Consider the following 14,100-nt stretch of genomic DNA (forward strand, 5'->3'; position numbering starts at 1 on the left):
CATGGCGCGGTTGCCACTGGCGGATGCATTGAAATGATGCATGGCAAATGTGGGAGCGGGCTTGCTCGCGAAAGCGGTGTGTCAGGCAACAATGATTTCGCCTGTGCAGGCCTCTTCGCGAGCAAGCCCGCTCCCACACTGGGACTGGGTCAACTTTCACCACGGCACGCGAGTATGGGGACTGGTTGTATCTGGGGTCGCTGAAGGCTACGCACATGGCGCGATTGCCGTTGGCGGATGCATTGAAATGATGCATGACAAATGTGGGAGCGGGCTTGCTCGCGAAAGCGGTGTGTCAGGCAACAATGATTTCGCCTGTGCAGGCCTCTTCGCGAGCAAGCCCGCTCCCACACGGGGACTGGGTCAACTTTCACCACGGCGCGGGAATATGGGGACTGGCTGTATCTGGGGTCGCTGAAGGCTACGCACATGGCGCGGTTGCCGTTGGCGGATGCATTGAAGTGAGTCCGGGCCAATGTGGGAGCGGGCTTGCTCGCGAAAGCGGTGTGTCAGGCAACAATGATTTCGCCTGTGCAGGCCCCTTCGCGAGCAAGCCCGCTCCCACAGGGGGATTGCATTCCAGTTGTAGGAGTGAGCCTGCTCGCGATAGCGGTCTATCAGTTACCGGACCTGTCGAACTTGTCCGGATCTTCGTCTTCAGGCAGATCCTCATCCGGCTCCTCGGGATGGGTCGTGGTGTGCGCCGGGCTGTTGGGTTCGGGATGCGTGGGAACCGGGTCGAAACCGCCCTGCTCTTCACTGGGGAATCTGGGTCTGTTCATGAGGCACCTCGCAATGAGTCGCTAAGTGAAGACTCTGTACATTCGAGGTGCCGGTCGAGGGCTGCGTTCAGTCATTTCACCATCGCGGATCGGTGAAGCGACTGACGGTCAGGATCGAGCCTGTAACTGCGCGACGATCTTGTCTTTGACCTGCAAGCGTTTCTCTTTGAGCTTTTTCAGTGTGTCATCGCTGGGTGCATCCGAGGTCGCCGTCTCGGCCTTGACTACTTCGGCGTCCGCCTGGGAGTACTTGTTGATCAGCGCATCCAGAAACGGATCCTCGGTGCGTTTTTGCTGGACCTCTTCCTTCGTTAGCTTCAAATCCTGATACAGGTCATGAGTCACCGGCATGGAACACCTCCGTCAGTTGATCGGCAGCCAACGCGACCGATTGCGCTGGCAGTTATCAGAATGGCCTTGGTCGGGCCGTTCTGTCGACCTCCTGTCAGACCAGCGGTGGCCGTTCGTCGCCCTGTCGGAAACGCGATCAAACCTTTTCCCGCTCCACTCCCTCCATTGCATAACGTCAACAAAAACCTGTGTGGAGAAACATCAATGGACGGATTCAACCTGCGTCATCTCGTTTTGGCTGTCGCCCTGAGCGCCGGCATGGGCAGTGCCTTCGCCGCTACCTCGAACAGCTTTGTCGACAACGCCGCAGCCGGTGGCATTTCCGAGATCGAAACCAGCCGTCTCGCCCTGGAAAAAAGCCAGTCGGCCGACATCAAGGCCTTCGCCAACATGATGATCACTGACCACAGCAAGGCCAACGATGAGCTGGCCAGCATTGCCCAGGCCCATGACATCAAGGTTCCGGACACCACCACCCTGGTCAAGCAGGCCAAGGAAAAGATCCTCGACATGCGCGATGAATCGTTCGATGCGGCCTACGCCAACAACCAGGTCAAGGCCCACGAAGAAACCATCGAGCTGTTCAAGAAAGAGGCCAATACCGTGACCGACGACAAAGTCAAAGGCGCCCCCGAGCTGAAGGCCTTTGCGCAGAAAATGCTCCCGGCATTGGAAAAACACCTGACCGCCGCCAAAGAGTTGCAGGCCAAACACCCGAGCAAATAGACCGGGCGCTGCACACTAAAAAGGCCGCATTCATTGAATGCGGCCTTTTGTCGTTTCAGGGCGATTTAACCGCCGTCGGTGTCGATGTCGGCATCGGTTTCTTCACCGGGCTTCGGACGATCTGGCTCAGGTTCAAACCCCGGGCTGAACTCGTTGTCGTTATCGGTGTGTTTGTTCTTCTGATCCACCGCCGGATCGGCGCTCTGCGCCTGCTCGGTACCACCCGTGGGTTGCGTTGGCGGGCTCTGTCCCGGCACTTGCGGGTCGATGGCCGGGTCGTTGCGATTGATCGGTTCTGAACCCTGGTTCTGTTGTTGCTTGGTTTGCTCGTTCATGGCTACCTCGTTTTTCACTACCGGCGCGACTGAAACCGGCCGGCCTTGAAGATTCGAAGCCTGGGTAGCGCCAACGTTCAAAACATCGCTGGTTGCCAACTCGCCAACTAGAATACCGTTGCGTTCCATGCCTCAGATCAAAAATATCCTTCCGGACTCGAACAACTATTTCGAACGGCAAAGGTCACTGACTTCGCACCGGTCATTTTTTACAGAACCGGCCCCAATACGCTACGGAGCAACAGGCACATGGCAGCACTGCAGAACAGCACACTCGATGCGATGAAGAACAAACAACCACAACTGCTGGGCGAATGGATCAACGGACTGGAAGCCAGCGGCGCCAACCGCAACCTCAAAGAACACGACCTGCAACAGCAGACCAGCGAATTCCTGCAACTGGTGATCAACGGCCTGCAGGACGACAATGGCACCAACATCAATGCGCCGGGCTGGGAGTCCACCCGCCAGTTCCTCGAAAAGCTCTCCCATAGCCGTGCCCTGCTCGGTCAGGATTCGCAACAGACCGCCAGTTTCATCTTCGCCCTCAAAGGCCCGCTGTTCTCCCTGCTGCAAAGTCACTACCGCGAACAACCCGCGCTGCTGGCCGAACAACTCTGGGAAATTTCCGAGTTGTTCGACGCCTTCGGCTTGCACACCATCCGCACCTTCCAGAAATCCCGCGAGGCGGTGATCAAGCGTCAGCAGGAAGAACTGCTGGAGCTGTCCACTCCGGTGGTCAAGCTGTGGGACGGCGTGCTGGCGCTGCCAATGATCGGCACCCTCGATTCGCAACGTACCCAGGTGGTGATGGAATCGCTCCTGCAACGCATTGTCGACACCGGTTCGGAAATCGCCATCATCGACATCACCGGTGTGCCGACCGTCGACACGCTGGTCGCCCAGCACCTGCTGAAAACCGTGACCGCGATTCGTCTGATGGGTGCCGACTGCATCATCAGCGGCGTACGTCCGCAAATCGCCCAGACCATCGTCCACCTCGGCCTCGACCTGCAAGGCGTGGTGACCAAGGCGAACCTGGCCGACGCACTGAAACTCGCCCTCACCCGCCTGGGCATCAGCCTCGGCCAAGCGGTCTGAGCCGATGGAACGTATCCCGATTCTCCAAATGGGCAAGTTCCTGCTGGTCACCATTCAGGTCGACATGCATGACCAGCTCGCCCTCACGTTGCAGGACGACTTGTCCGAGCGCATCAGCAACACCTCGGCGCGTGGTGTGCTGATCGACATCTCGGCGCTGGACATGGTCGACTCGTTCATTGGCCGGATGATCAGCACGATTTCCGCCCTGTCGAAAATCATGGACGCCGAAACCATGCTGGTCGGCATGCAGCCGGCGGTGGCGATCACCCTGGTCGAACTCGGCCTGACCCTGCCGGGTGTCAGCACCGCACTGAACGTCGAGCGCGGGATGAAACTGCTGCAGGAACGAGTAAACCGGCAATGACCGTACGCAGCAGCGGTACTCAACCCATCCATATCGAGCAGGATGTCGTGCTCGCACGCCAGACCGCCCGCAAACTGGCCACCGAATGCGGGATGCGCCTGATCGACCTGACCAAAATGGTCACGGCGGTCAGCGAACTGGCCCGCAACACCATGGTTTACGGTGGCGGCGGCGACATGGACTGGCAGATTCTCGATGAAGATCACAAGGTCGGTCTGCGCTTGACGTTCCGTGACGAAGGCCCCGGTATTGCCGATATCAAACTGGCGATGACCGACGGCTGGACCTCCGGCAGCGGCATGGGCCTGGGCCTGACCGGGGCAAAACGCCTGGTCGAGGAGTTCGAACTGGACACCGAGCCGGGCAAGGGCACGCGAATAACGATCACCCGATGGACATGAATATCGCAGGGTCGCTGACCCAGGTGCTGCTGATCGAAGACAGCAGCCAGATCGGCCATGCCCGGCGCACCGCGCAACGGCTGGCCGAGCAACACGGCTTTGATGCAATCGATGCCGGGCGGGTGGCGCTGGTTGCCACCGAACTGGCCAGCAATGTGCTCAAGCACGCCAGCCGCGGCGAAGTTCACCTGCGCCTGCTGCCGCGCCCCAACGGGTACGGCATCGAGATGCTCGCGGTGGATCGTGCTCAGGGCTTTGACCTCGATGCCTGCCTCACCGACGGTTTTTCCACCGGTGGCACCCAGGGCATTGGACTGGGTGCCGTTGCGCGGCAGACCGAAGTCTTCGACGTCCACGCCGACGCCCGTGGCGCGGTGCTGCTGGCGCGTTTGTACCCGCGCGGCGACCGTCAACCGGACCTGCGTTACGGCGTCAGCCAGCACTCGTTGCACAACGACCCGGCGTGCGGCGACACCTGGCATCTGGCGTACAACGACGCGAATGTCAGTGCGCTGATCATCGACGGCCTCGGTCACGGTGAGGATGCCGAGCGCGCGGCCAAGGCCGGCGAGCGGGTGTTCGCCGCGACCCCGTTCGCCAGCCCGGTTCTGCTGATGGAGGACATGCACCGCGACATGATCGGCAGCCGTGGCGGCGCCGCCGCGTTCGCCCAGTTCAATGCCGCCCGCGACGGCCTGACCTTTACTGGCGTGGGCAACATCGGCGCCAGCCTGATCACCGCCGACAAGTCGCGGGGCCTGGCCTCGCATCCGGGCATCGTCGGCGGCCAATACCGGAAAGCCCAGCCTTTTGACTATGCTCACGTGAACGGACATCTATTGATCATGTACAGCGACGGCTTGCAGTCCCGTTGGAATCTTCAAGACTACCCCGGCCTGGTGCACCGCCATCCCGCCGTGATAGCCAGCGTCCTGCACCGCGACTTCTGTCGCGGGCGCGACGATGTAACGGTGCTGGTCGTTGCCCTGGAGGCCGCCCATGGCTGAGTCGCCAACCCTGAACCCCGCCGAGCAGGCTGCGCTGATTGCCCAGTTGCAGAGCGAGACCGCCGCCCTGCGCGAAGAACTCGACGAAACCAACCAGGGCGTGCTGGCGCTCTACGCCGAACTCGATACCCAGGCGGAAGAGCTGAAGCAAGCCTCGGACCTGAAAAGCCGTTTCCTGTCGTACATGAGCCATGAGTTCCGCACCCCGCTGGGCTCAATCCTGAGCATCAACAGTTTGCTGGCCGACGAACTCGACGGCCCGCTCAGCCCCGAGCAGCACAAGCAGGTGGCATTCGTCAGCAGCGCCGCCCGTGAACTCAGCGACATGGTCGATGACTTGCTCGATCTGGCGAAGATCGAAGCCGGGCGAATCACCATTTCCCCGGCGTGGTTCGACATGTTCGACCTGTTTTCCGCCCTGCGCGGGATGTTCCGGCCGATCGTCGATGCCTCGGCGGTGGACCTGATCTTCGAAGAACCGGTCGGCCTGCCGCGCCTGTACACCGACGACAAGAAACTCGCGCAGATTCTGCGCAATTTCATTTCCAACTCGCTGAAGTTCACCACCCGTGGCGAAGTGCGAGTCTCGGCGCGCCTGGAAGGCTCGGACAAAGTACGTTTTGCCGTCAGCGACACCGGTATCGGTATCGCGCCGGAGCTGCATGGTGCATTGTTCGAGGACTTCTCGCAGGTCGACTCGCCATTGCAGAAACGCCTGCGTGGTACCGGCCTCGGCTTGTCGCTGTGCAAGCGCTTCGCGGCGCTGCTCGGCGGCGAGGTCGGGATGGACAGTACACCGGGGGTCGGCTCGACCTTTTTCGTGATCATTCCACTGGCGCTCGCCTTGGAGAACGTCGATGAAACGTGACATCCGTCTGTTGATCGTCGACGACAACGTCGCCACCCGCTACGCCTTGCGCCGGCGCCTGGAGCGCCATGGTTACGAAGTGCTGGAGGCCGGCACCGGCAGCGAGGGCCTGGCGCTGATCGCGAGCGAGCCGCTCGATGCGCTGATCCTCGACGTCAACCTGCCGGACATGAGCGGCTTCGACATCGTGCGCATCTTGCGTGCTGATGCACGCACCGCGTTGCTGCCGGTGATCCACGTGTCTGCCGCGTCGATCCAGACCGGCGACATCATCACCGGCCTCGACGCCGGTGCCGATGCCTACCTGATTCACCCGGTGGACCCGGACGTCTTGCTGGCGACCCTGCGCACCCTGCTGCGGGTGCGCGACACGGAAAACGCGCTGCGCGAGAGCGAGGCACGTTTCCGCGAGATTTTCGTCAACGTCTCGGCGCCAATTGCCGTACTCGATGCCAACTTGAAGGTGCATGAGTGCAACCACGCCTTCACGCAGATGATTCAGGACAATCGCAACCCCGAAACCCTGAGCGAATGCTTCGACGAAGACCAGGGCGCGATCCTCAATGAGCTGCGCCTGCGGCTGGTCGATGGCGAGCGCTGGAAAGGCACGTTGAACATGCGCGTGCAGGGCGAGATCCGCGAAACCGAGTGGCAGATTTCGCCGTACCGCACGCCGCAGTTGAGCCTGGTGTTTGTCGAGGACGTCACTGAACACCGCCGTCGCGAGCGCTCGCATCTGGCGCAACTGGATGACACCACCACGCAACTGGCCAAGGAAGTCGCCGAGCGCGTGCGCGCCGAATCACAACTGCTGCAAGTGCAGAAAATGGACGCGCTGGGCAAGCTCACCGGCGGCATCGCCCACGACTTCAACAACCTGCTGACCGGGATCATCACCAGCCTTGAGCTGATTCAGAAACGCACAGCCGACGCGAGGCCGGACAAGGTGCAGTTCTACGCCGAAGCGGCACTCAATTCGGCGATGAGCGCGGCGTCCCTCACCCATCGCCTGCTGGCCTTCGCCCGCCAACAGCCGCTGGACACGCGGCCGGTAGACATCAACGAGCAGGTGCGCTCACTGGAAGAATTACTGGTGCGTACCATCGGCGAACGCATCACCCTCAAGCTTGAACTGACCAGCAAACCGGCGATTGCCCTGGTCGATCCGGTGCAGCTGGAAAGCGCGGTGCTGAACCTGGTAATCAACGCCCGCGATGCGCTGCCCAAGGGCGGCAATATCTGGGTCAACACCTATGCCGCGTACTCCCATGGCGATCCGAACATGGCCGATGGCGCGTATGTTGCGTTGTCGGTACGCGACGACGGCACCGGCATCGAGCACAGTGTGATCGACAAGGTGTTCGACCCGTTCTTCACCACCAAGCCGCTGGGGCAGGGCACCGGGTTGGGGCTGTCGACCATCTACGGTTTCGCTCGCCAGTCCGGTGGCGATGCACATATCCGCAGCGTGGCAAGGCGTGGTACGGAAGTGACGATCATGCTGCCGGCCACCAGTGACCCGACCGGAGCTGATATCGCGCCAGTGGTTGTCGATCCGCAGGGCTCGGGCGAGCATGTGCTGATTGTCGAGGACATGCCGGCGGTGCGCATGTTCGTCACCGAAGTGCTGGAGGATGCCGGTTATCGCTGCACCCAGGCGGCGGATATCGAAACCGCGCTGGAGCGTTTGCAGAATGACCCGACGATCAACCTGCTGCTAAGCGACGTTGGCCTGCCGCGCATGAGTGGCCGCGAGCTGGCGGACGTGGCGCGGGGCTGGCGTGACGGCTTGCCGATCCTGTTCATGACCGGTTATGCCGAAACCGCGATCAATCGTCAGGTGTTCCTCGGCAGCGGCATGGATATGCTGGTCAAACCCTTCCAGATAAGCGAACTGCTGGACAAGGTCCGCCGCACACTTGATGGTGCCTGACATACCGCCATCAGGTTGCTCGGTTGAGAACACAGACCCTGTAGGAGTGAGCCTGCTCGCGATGGCGTCAGGTCAGTTAATTCATTTCTGGCAGACACTCCGCTATCGCGAGCAGGCTCACTCCTACAAGGGGTTGCGGTGTGTCATCTTCCAAGTACAACGCAGACCCTGTGGGGGCCGGTCGGGACGGCGTCGCTATCGGCTCAAGGCCCGCGCCAGAAACGGCGCCGTGCGGCTCTTCTTGCTCGCCGCCACTTTTTGCGGCGTGCCCGCCACAACAATCCTGCCGCCCTGATCCCCGGCCCCCGGGCCGATGTCGATCACCCAGTCACTCTGTGCGACCACGCGCATTTCATGCTCGACCACGATCACCGTGTGCCCTGCCGTGACCAGCGTATCCAGTTGCTCCAACAACCGATCGACGTCACGCGGATGCAGCCCGGTGGTCGGTTCATCCAGCACATACAAGGTCGCGCCACGCTGATTGCGCTGCAACTCGGTGGCCAGTTTGATCCGCTGCGCTTCACCCCCCGACAACTCGGTGGCCGGTTGGCCCAGACGCAGATATCCGAGGCCAATATCCCTCAGCACCTCCAGCGAACGACGAATCCCCGGTTGCTCGGCAAACACCTCGACCGCCTCATCCACGGTCAGTTGTAACACCTGCGCGATGCTCAGGCCTTGCCACTCAATCGCCAACGTCTGCGGATTGTAGCGCGCGCCATGACAGGTCGGGCACGGCGCATACACGCTGGGCATGAACAGCAACTCGACGCTGACAAAACCCTCGCCCTCGCAAGTCGGGCAGCGGCCCTTGGCGACGTTGAAGGAAAACTGCCCGGCGTCATACCCCGCCGCCCGTGCCTCGGGCGTGGCGGCGAACAGCTTGCGCACGTTGTCGAACAGCCCGGTGTAGGTCGCCAGGTTGGAGCGTGGCGTGCGGCCGATGGGCTTTTGATCGACCTGGACCAGGCGCTTGATCGTCTCCAGCCCCGCTGTCACCTGACCGCTGCTGGCCTGTGGCGCATCGTCTTCCAGGCTGAGTTCTTCCGGCTCGTCCTCCACCACCGGCCGCCCCAGTTGCGCGCCGACCAGCTCCAGCAACGCCTGACTGACCAGGCTCGACTTGCCCGAACCGGAAACCCCGGTCACCGAGGTGAAGCAGCCCAGTGGAAATTCAGCGCTGAGGTTGTGCAGGTTATTGCGGCTGATGCCATCGAGTTTCAGCCACCCGGTCGGCTTGCGCACAGTGCGGATCTGCCGCTGGCTTTCAGCGAACAGATAGGCGCGGGTCTGCGACGCTGCAACCTCGGCCAGCCCGGCCGGCGGGCCGCTGTACAGCACCCGCCCACCCTTCTCGCCCGCTGCCGGGCCGACGTCGATCAGCCAGTCGGCGCGGCGCATGGTTTCCAGGTCATGCTCGACCACAAACAGCGTATTGCCGTCGGCCTTCAAGCGCTGCAAGGCTTCGAACAGCGCCTCGCCATCGGCCGGATGCAGACCGGCGGACGGCTCGTCGAGCACATAGATCACGCCGAACAACTGCGAACCCAATTGCGTCGCCAGGCGCAGACGCTGCAGCTCGCCGGACGACAACGTCGGCGTGCTGCGCTCCAGCGCCAGATAACCCAGACCCAGATCGGTCAGGGTGCTGACCCGTTCCAGCAAGTCCTCGGCAATCCGTTGCGCCGCCAGGCGTTTTTCCAGCGACAGGTTCGGTGTGTGGCGCACGTCCGGCGCACTTGCATGGCCGCTGGCACCATGAGCGACACGCTGCTGGCGGGCCTCACGGGTTTGCGCATGACTGAGGGTTTCGCCGCTTTCTTCGGACTGCTGCAGATACGTTGCAGCTGCGACTGGCCGCAGTATTTCGGCCACTTGCAGCAGCGGCATCTGCGACAGTTCACCGATGTCATAACCGGCAAAGGTCACCGACAACGCTTCACGCTTGAGGCGCTTGCCGTCGCACAGCGGGCACGGGCTGCCGAGCATGAACTGCGAAACACGCTTCTTCATCAGCGCACTTTGTGAGTGGGTAAAGGTGTGCAGGATGTAGCGGCGGGCGCCGGTGAAGGTGCCCTGATAACTCGGCTCCATCTTGCGCTTGAGGGCGACCCGGGTTTCTTCCGGGGTCAGCCCGGCGTACACCGGTACGGTCGGGGTTTCTTCGGTAAACAGAATCCAGTCACGCTGTTTTTTCGGCAGTTTCTTCCAGGGGATATCGACGTCGATGCCCATGGTCACGAGGATGTCGCGCAGGTTCTGCCCTTGCCAGGCCAGCGGCCAGGAGGCCACGGCGCGTTGGCGGATGGTCAGGTTCGGATCGGGCACCATCAGCGCCTCGGTCACCTCATAGACTCGCCCAAGGCCATGGCACTCGGGGCACGCACCCTGTGGCGTGTTCGGCGAAAAATCCTCGGCGTAGAGCATCGGCTGCCCCGGCGGGTAACTGCCGGCGCGGGAATAGAGCATGCGGATCAGGCTCGACAACGTGGTCACGCTGCCCACCGATGAACGCGTGCTCGGCGTGCCACGCTGCTGTTGCAGGGCCACGGCCGGCGGCAGGCCTTCGATGGAATCGACATCCGGCACGCCAACCTGGTCGATCAGCCGCCGCGCATACGGCGCCACCGACTCGAAATAGCGGCGTTGGGCTTCAGCGTACAGCGTCGAAAAGGCCAACGACGACTTGCCCGAACCGGATACACCGGTGAACACCACCAGCGCATCGCGGGGGATATCGACGTCGACGTTTTTCAGATTATGTTCCCGGGCGCCACGCACCCGAACCATGCCGGAGGGTGCCTTGGAATTACGCTTGGAAGTCATTGGCGGGCCTTGATCGGAAAATGTAAGTCGAACCCAAAACCTGTGGCGAGGGAGCTTGCTCCCGCTGGGCTGCGAAGCGGCCCCAAATCCAGACGAATCAACCCGGCAGGTAAACTGCGGTTCCCGGGTTTACGACTGCTGCGCAGCCGAGCGGGAGCAAGCTCCCTCGCCACAGGGAATTGGGCATTAGCCAGTCAGGCACTGAGCACCGAGCGAATCATCTGCAACAACGCCTGTGGGCCATACGGTTTGCCCAGCAAGTGCGTGTCCGGGCTCAACTGGTGGTTGCGCGAGATGATGTCGCGGGTGTGGCCGGAGGTGAACAGCACCGCCACTGCTGGCCTCTGCACCTTGGCCCACGCGGCCAGATCAGAACTTTTGATCAGCCCCGGCATCACCACATCGGTGAAAATCAGATCCACCTTCGCGCCGTCCAGCAGCATCTGCATCGCCACGTCGCCATTGCCGGCGGTCAGCACGCGGTAACCCTCTTCGCGCAGCAACTCCACGGCCGAGGCGCGCACCGCGTCGTTGTCCTCGACCACCAGAATGGTTTCATGGCCGCCACCCTGCTGCTTGCCGAGGCTCGGTGACTCTTCGAGGATCGGGCGCAGGCTGCGCGGAAAGAACAATTGCACCCGAGTGCCTTCGCCCACGGTGCTTTCGATCTCGACGTGGCCGCCACTCTGTTTGACGAAGCCGAACACCATGCTCAAACCGAGCCCGGTGCCCTGACCATCGGCCTTGGTGGTGAAGAACGGCTCGAACACTTGCTCGAGCATTTGCGGTGCAATGCCGACGCCGGTATCGCTGACCATCACCCGCACGAAATCGCCGGCAACGATGCCTTTGCCGGTGCAAAAGCTGCTGTCCAGCCGAGTATTGACGGCGCTGAGGACAATGGTGCCCTCGCCCTTCATCGCGTCCCGGGCGTTGATAGCAAGGTTGAGAATGGCGTTTTCCAGTTGATTGCGGTCGACGTTGATGTGCCACGGCTCATGCGGCAACTGCACGTCGATTTGAATGGTCTCACCGAGGGCGCGTTGCAGCAGTTCGCCAACACCATCGAAGATCTGCCGTGGATCGCAGACCGCCGGTGACAACGGCTGACGCCGGGCGAAGGCGAGCAATTGCGACGACAGCTTGGCCCCACGCTCGACCGCCGCCAGCGACGCGCTGACCCGCCGTTGCACGTTGGCATTGTCCGGCTCATGCCGCGCCAGCAGGTGCAGATTGCCGGCGATCACCTGCAGCAGGTTGTTGAAGTCGTGGGCCACGCCGCCGGTCAGTCCGCCGATGGCTTCGAGCTTCTGCGACTGACGCAATTGCTCCTCGGCCGCCAGCCGCGCCCCGACTTCATCGGCCACACGCTGTTCGAGGTTGCGGGTGAATTTGAGCAGGGACTCTTCGGCGTTCTTGCGCTCGTGAATGTCGATCAACACCCCGGGGAATCGAAACGGCGAACCGTGTTCATCGAACTCGCAGGCGCCGCTGGCCAGCACCCACAGATAACTGCCGTCCGGGCGCTGTACCCGGTACTCGGCGTTGTAGGGCTCACCGGTCTGCAGCGAATGGCTGACCCGATCATTCACCCACGCCAGATCATCCGCGTGGATCCGCGCTTCGCAGTAGGACTGCGGCAGATTGCTCAGGTCCTGACCCGGTGGATACGAAAACGTGCGGGCGAAACGCTCGTCCGCCGACAACACATTGTTCTTCACATCCCAGACAAACGAGCCAAGTAAAGCCCCGGCATTGAGTGCCAGACGCACCCGCTCGTTGTCGGCGCGATAGGCATCTTCAGCCGCCTGACGCAGGCGCTCGGAGCGCACTAAGTCGGTGGTCTCGACCACCATCGCCATTACCCCGGCCGGCACACCGTCATCGTTCGCCACCGGGCTGTAATACAGATCCATCCAGACGTCTTCGGGCACGCCATCACGCAACAGCACCAGTTCCTTGTTGCGAAACGACAAGGTGCCACCCGCCAGACAGGTATCGACCACATGCCGATTGAATTCGGCGACTTCCGGCCAGCCCAGTTCCACCGGCACCCCCAGCAGATACGGGTGGCGGCCACCGGCAAACTGCGAGTAGGCGTCGTTGTAGATCATGTAGCCGGCGCGACCCCAGAGCATCACCATCGGCAAGGGGGACGCCAGCATCAACTGCACGGCGCTGCACAGACTGGCGGGCCAGGCGTCCAGCGGGCCGAGTTCGGTCTGACTCCAGTCGAACGCACAAATGCGCCCGGCCATCTCGCCTTTCCAGCCCTCACAACCGTGGCTATCGGATAAAAACTGCATCGATTGACTCGGTGTCCTGTGGTGTTTGCCCGATACATCGCGACGGCAGAACGCCGCGACGCCCGTCTGTTTCGAGCGTCACCGGCCGTAATGGTTTCATTAGGTTATAGCCGATTTCACACCCGATTCGGCTTTAAACCCCGATCAGGTGCTTGAGCGGATGGTAGCCAGTTTTCATCTTCGCCGCGACGTCGAGAATCGCCTTCTCGATGCCGTTCAAATGCGTGCAGGTCAGTTCGATGGCGGCGCTCTGGTCACCCGCTTCAATGTATTCGATCAGGCGCAAATGTTCGTTGTCGCGGCAGGCTTCATGGCTGTCGTCATCCAGCGCGGCGACGTACAGCGAGGCGCGGGAAATCAGCTTCTGGAACCAGTCGAGCAGCACCGGGTTATTGAGGCTGCGCGCCAGTTTGAGGTGGAACTCGCCGAGCAGGTAAATCAGTTGCTCGTGATCGCCCGCCGCGTGGGCTGCGTCTTCCAGTAGCAGGTGCTCACGCAGGACCTGCATGGCGGCGGTGTCCTTGCGGCGACAGAGTTCGGTGACCATACCGATCTCGATCAGCCGACGGGTTTCGAACAGCGAGCGGATCTCTTCGTTGCTCGGCAGCGACACCGATGCACCTTTATTGGGTTCGGTGGTGACCAGCCCCTCGGCTTCCAGTTGCTTGAGCGCGGCGCGTACCGACGTGCGGCTGACATTGAACAGTTCGGCCAGCGACGCTTCGCCCAGCTTCATCCCCGGACGCAGCGAACGCTTGCTGATCGCCTGGTAAATCCCTTGGTAGACGCGGTCGACCGTGGTTTCCAGTTTCTTCTCGGTCATTCGAACACTCCTTTAGCCTCGGGCGAACACGGTGTTCCAGCGTTATGCGCCGTTGCACAGATAAGTGTGGCGCAGGATATCGCCTTCGGCGTCGAGATGCAGGGTCTGGATACGATTGGTCGGCGGGATGATTTCGATTTGCCGACCCGCTCATTGCAAGCGTGGACGGAAGCACCGGGCGTTGGCGAGCGGTTTTGGCCGACGCCAAATAAATCGGCTGAGAAATGCCTTCCCCTTGTGGGAGCGGGCTTGCTCGCGAAAGCGGTGTGTC

At 61.8% G+C, this 14,100-nt stretch carries 13 protein-coding genes and 1 pseudogene; 8 read left to right on the plus strand and 6 right to left on the minus strand.

Annotation, left to right across the window (positions count from 1 at the left end; all coding sequences use genetic code 11):
* Positions 1-617: 617 nt before the first annotated feature.
* The gene (locus ACVHNU_RS12110; protein WP_177434750.1) at positions 618-782 is read right to left on the minus strand and encodes a hypothetical protein; all 165 of its coding nucleotides are present in this window, start codon (positions 780-782) and stop codon (positions 618-620) included.
* Between the two features lie 108 nt (positions 783-890).
* A complete protein-coding gene (locus ACVHNU_RS12115) occupies positions 891-1,133 on the minus strand; it encodes a DUF465 domain-containing protein (protein WP_027613686.1) in 243 nt (80 codons plus the stop codon).
* A 204-nt stretch (positions 1,134-1,337) separates the two neighbouring features.
* Between ACVHNU_RS12115 and ACVHNU_RS12120 the strand changes: the two genes are divergently transcribed.
* A complete protein-coding gene (locus ACVHNU_RS12120) occupies positions 1,338-1,859 on the plus strand; it encodes a DUF4142 domain-containing protein (protein ID WP_338802166.1) in 522 nt (173 codons plus the stop codon).
* Positions 1,860-1,924: 65 nt separating this feature from the next.
* Here the strand turns inward: ACVHNU_RS12120 and ACVHNU_RS12125 are convergent, their stop codons facing one another.
* Entirely contained in the window at positions 1,925-2,194 is a 270-nt protein-coding gene (locus ACVHNU_RS12125) for a hypothetical protein (protein WP_262143391.1), read from the minus strand.
* A gap of 249 nt (positions 2,195-2,443) precedes the next feature.
* Between ACVHNU_RS12125 and ACVHNU_RS12130 the strand changes: the two genes are divergently transcribed.
* Genes ACVHNU_RS12130 through ACVHNU_RS12155 form a run of 6 tightly spaced genes read left to right on the plus strand, consistent with a single transcriptional unit; the run spans position 2,444 to position 7,871 of the window.
* A complete protein-coding gene (locus tag ACVHNU_RS12130; protein WP_201137441.1) occupies positions 2,444-3,295 on the plus strand; it encodes an STAS domain-containing protein in 852 nt (283 codons plus the stop codon).
* Between the two features lie 4 nt (positions 3,296-3,299).
* Positions 3,300-3,662, plus strand: a complete 363-nt coding sequence (locus ACVHNU_RS12135) for an STAS domain-containing protein (RefSeq protein ID WP_003225568.1) — start codon at positions 3,300-3,302, stop codon at positions 3,660-3,662.
* On the plus strand, positions 3,659-4,063 hold the full coding sequence (locus tag ACVHNU_RS12140) for an anti-sigma regulatory factor (protein WP_003225570.1): 405 nt from the start codon (positions 3,659-3,661) through the stop codon (positions 4,061-4,063). Before ACVHNU_RS12135 ends, ACVHNU_RS12140 begins: the two co-directional genes overlap by 4 nt.
* On the plus strand, positions 4,060-5,070 hold the full coding sequence (locus ACVHNU_RS12145; RefSeq protein ID WP_473020066.1) for an ATP-binding protein: 1,011 nt from the start codon (positions 4,060-4,062) through the stop codon (positions 5,068-5,070). The genes ACVHNU_RS12140 and ACVHNU_RS12145 overlap by 4 nt, the downstream gene beginning before the upstream one ends.
* A complete protein-coding gene (locus tag ACVHNU_RS12150) occupies positions 5,063-5,938 on the plus strand; it encodes a sensor histidine kinase (RefSeq protein ID WP_003225574.1) in 876 nt (291 codons plus the stop codon). Before ACVHNU_RS12145 ends, ACVHNU_RS12150 begins: the two co-directional genes overlap by 8 nt.
* Positions 5,928-7,871 carry a response regulator gene (locus ACVHNU_RS12155; protein WP_262143390.1) on the plus strand — a complete coding sequence of 648 codons (1,944 nt, stop codon included), beginning with the start codon at positions 5,928-5,930 and terminating at the stop codon, positions 7,869-7,871. The genes ACVHNU_RS12150 and ACVHNU_RS12155 overlap by 11 nt, the downstream gene beginning before the upstream one ends.
* 195 nt (positions 7,872-8,066) lie before the next feature.
* Here ACVHNU_RS12155 and ACVHNU_RS12160 read toward each other — a convergent pair whose 3' ends face one another.
* The 3 genes from ACVHNU_RS12160 to ACVHNU_RS12170 form a co-directional block, all read right to left on the minus strand.
* Positions 8,067-10,700 (minus strand): excinuclease ABC subunit UvrA, encoded by a 2,634-nt coding sequence (locus ACVHNU_RS12160; protein WP_473019837.1) that lies wholly within the window; start codon positions 10,698-10,700, stop codon positions 8,067-8,069.
* Between the two features lie 194 nt (positions 10,701-10,894).
* Complete coding sequence (locus tag ACVHNU_RS12165; protein WP_003225578.1) at positions 10,895-13,006, minus strand: hybrid sensor histidine kinase/response regulator; 2,112 nt, start codon at positions 13,004-13,006, stop codon at positions 10,895-10,897.
* Between the two features lie 133 nt (positions 13,007-13,139).
* The gene (locus ACVHNU_RS12170; protein WP_045122485.1) at positions 13,140-13,829 is read right to left on the minus strand and encodes a GntR family transcriptional regulator; all 690 of its coding nucleotides are present in this window, start codon (positions 13,827-13,829) and stop codon (positions 13,140-13,142) included.
* Between the two features lie 90 nt (positions 13,830-13,919).
* Here ACVHNU_RS12170 and ACVHNU_RS12175 point away from each other — a divergent pair.
* Positions 13,920-14,030 (plus strand): annotated as a pseudogene (locus ACVHNU_RS12175) (flavin reductase family protein); the annotation flags it as partial.
* Between the last annotated feature and the right edge of the window lie 70 nt (positions 14,031-14,100).

The sequence above is a fragment of the Pseudomonas sp. Ors-4-3C genome, from assembly GCF_055755035.1.

What these genes read in the sequence shown, in the direction of transcription:
- ACVHNU_RS12110 (WP_177434750.1), bottom strand. Translation starts at nt 782, where the DNA reads ATGAACAGACCCAGATTCCCCAGTGAAGAGCAGGGCGGTTTCGACCCG.
- ACVHNU_RS12115 (WP_027613686.1), bottom strand. Translation starts at nt 1,133, where the DNA reads ATGCCGGTGACTCATGACCTGTATCAGGATTTGAAGCTAACGAAGGAA.
- ACVHNU_RS12120 (WP_338802166.1), top strand. Translation starts at nt 1,338, where the DNA reads ATGGACGGATTCAACCTGCGTCATCTCGTTTTGGCTGTCGCCCTGAGC.
- ACVHNU_RS12125 (WP_262143391.1), bottom strand. Translation starts at nt 2,194, where the DNA reads ATGAACGAGCAAACCAAGCAACAACAGAACCAGGGTTCAGAACCGATC.
- ACVHNU_RS12130 (WP_201137441.1), top strand. Translation starts at nt 2,444, where the DNA reads ATGGCAGCACTGCAGAACAGCACACTCGATGCGATGAAGAACAAACAA.
- ACVHNU_RS12135 (WP_003225568.1), top strand. Translation starts at nt 3,300, where the DNA reads ATGGAACGTATCCCGATTCTCCAAATGGGCAAGTTCCTGCTGGTCACC.
- ACVHNU_RS12140 (WP_003225570.1), top strand. Translation starts at nt 3,659, where the DNA reads ATGACCGTACGCAGCAGCGGTACTCAACCCATCCATATCGAGCAGGAT.
- ACVHNU_RS12145 (WP_473020066.1), top strand. Translation starts at nt 4,060, where the DNA reads ATGAATATCGCAGGGTCGCTGACCCAGGTGCTGCTGATCGAAGACAGC.
- ACVHNU_RS12150 (WP_003225574.1), top strand. Translation starts at nt 5,063, where the DNA reads ATGGCTGAGTCGCCAACCCTGAACCCCGCCGAGCAGGCTGCGCTGATT.
- ACVHNU_RS12155 (WP_262143390.1), top strand. Translation starts at nt 5,928, where the DNA reads ATGAAACGTGACATCCGTCTGTTGATCGTCGACGACAACGTCGCCACC.
- ACVHNU_RS12160 (WP_473019837.1), bottom strand. Translation starts at nt 10,700, where the DNA reads ATGACTTCCAAGCGTAATTCCAAGGCACCCTCCGGCATGGTTCGGGTG.
- ACVHNU_RS12165 (WP_003225578.1), bottom strand. Translation starts at nt 13,006, where the DNA reads ATGCAGTTTTTATCCGATAGCCACGGTTGTGAGGGCTGGAAAGGCGAG.
- ACVHNU_RS12170 (WP_045122485.1), bottom strand. Translation starts at nt 13,829, where the DNA reads ATGACCGAGAAGAAACTGGAAACCACGGTCGACCGCGTCTACCAAGGG.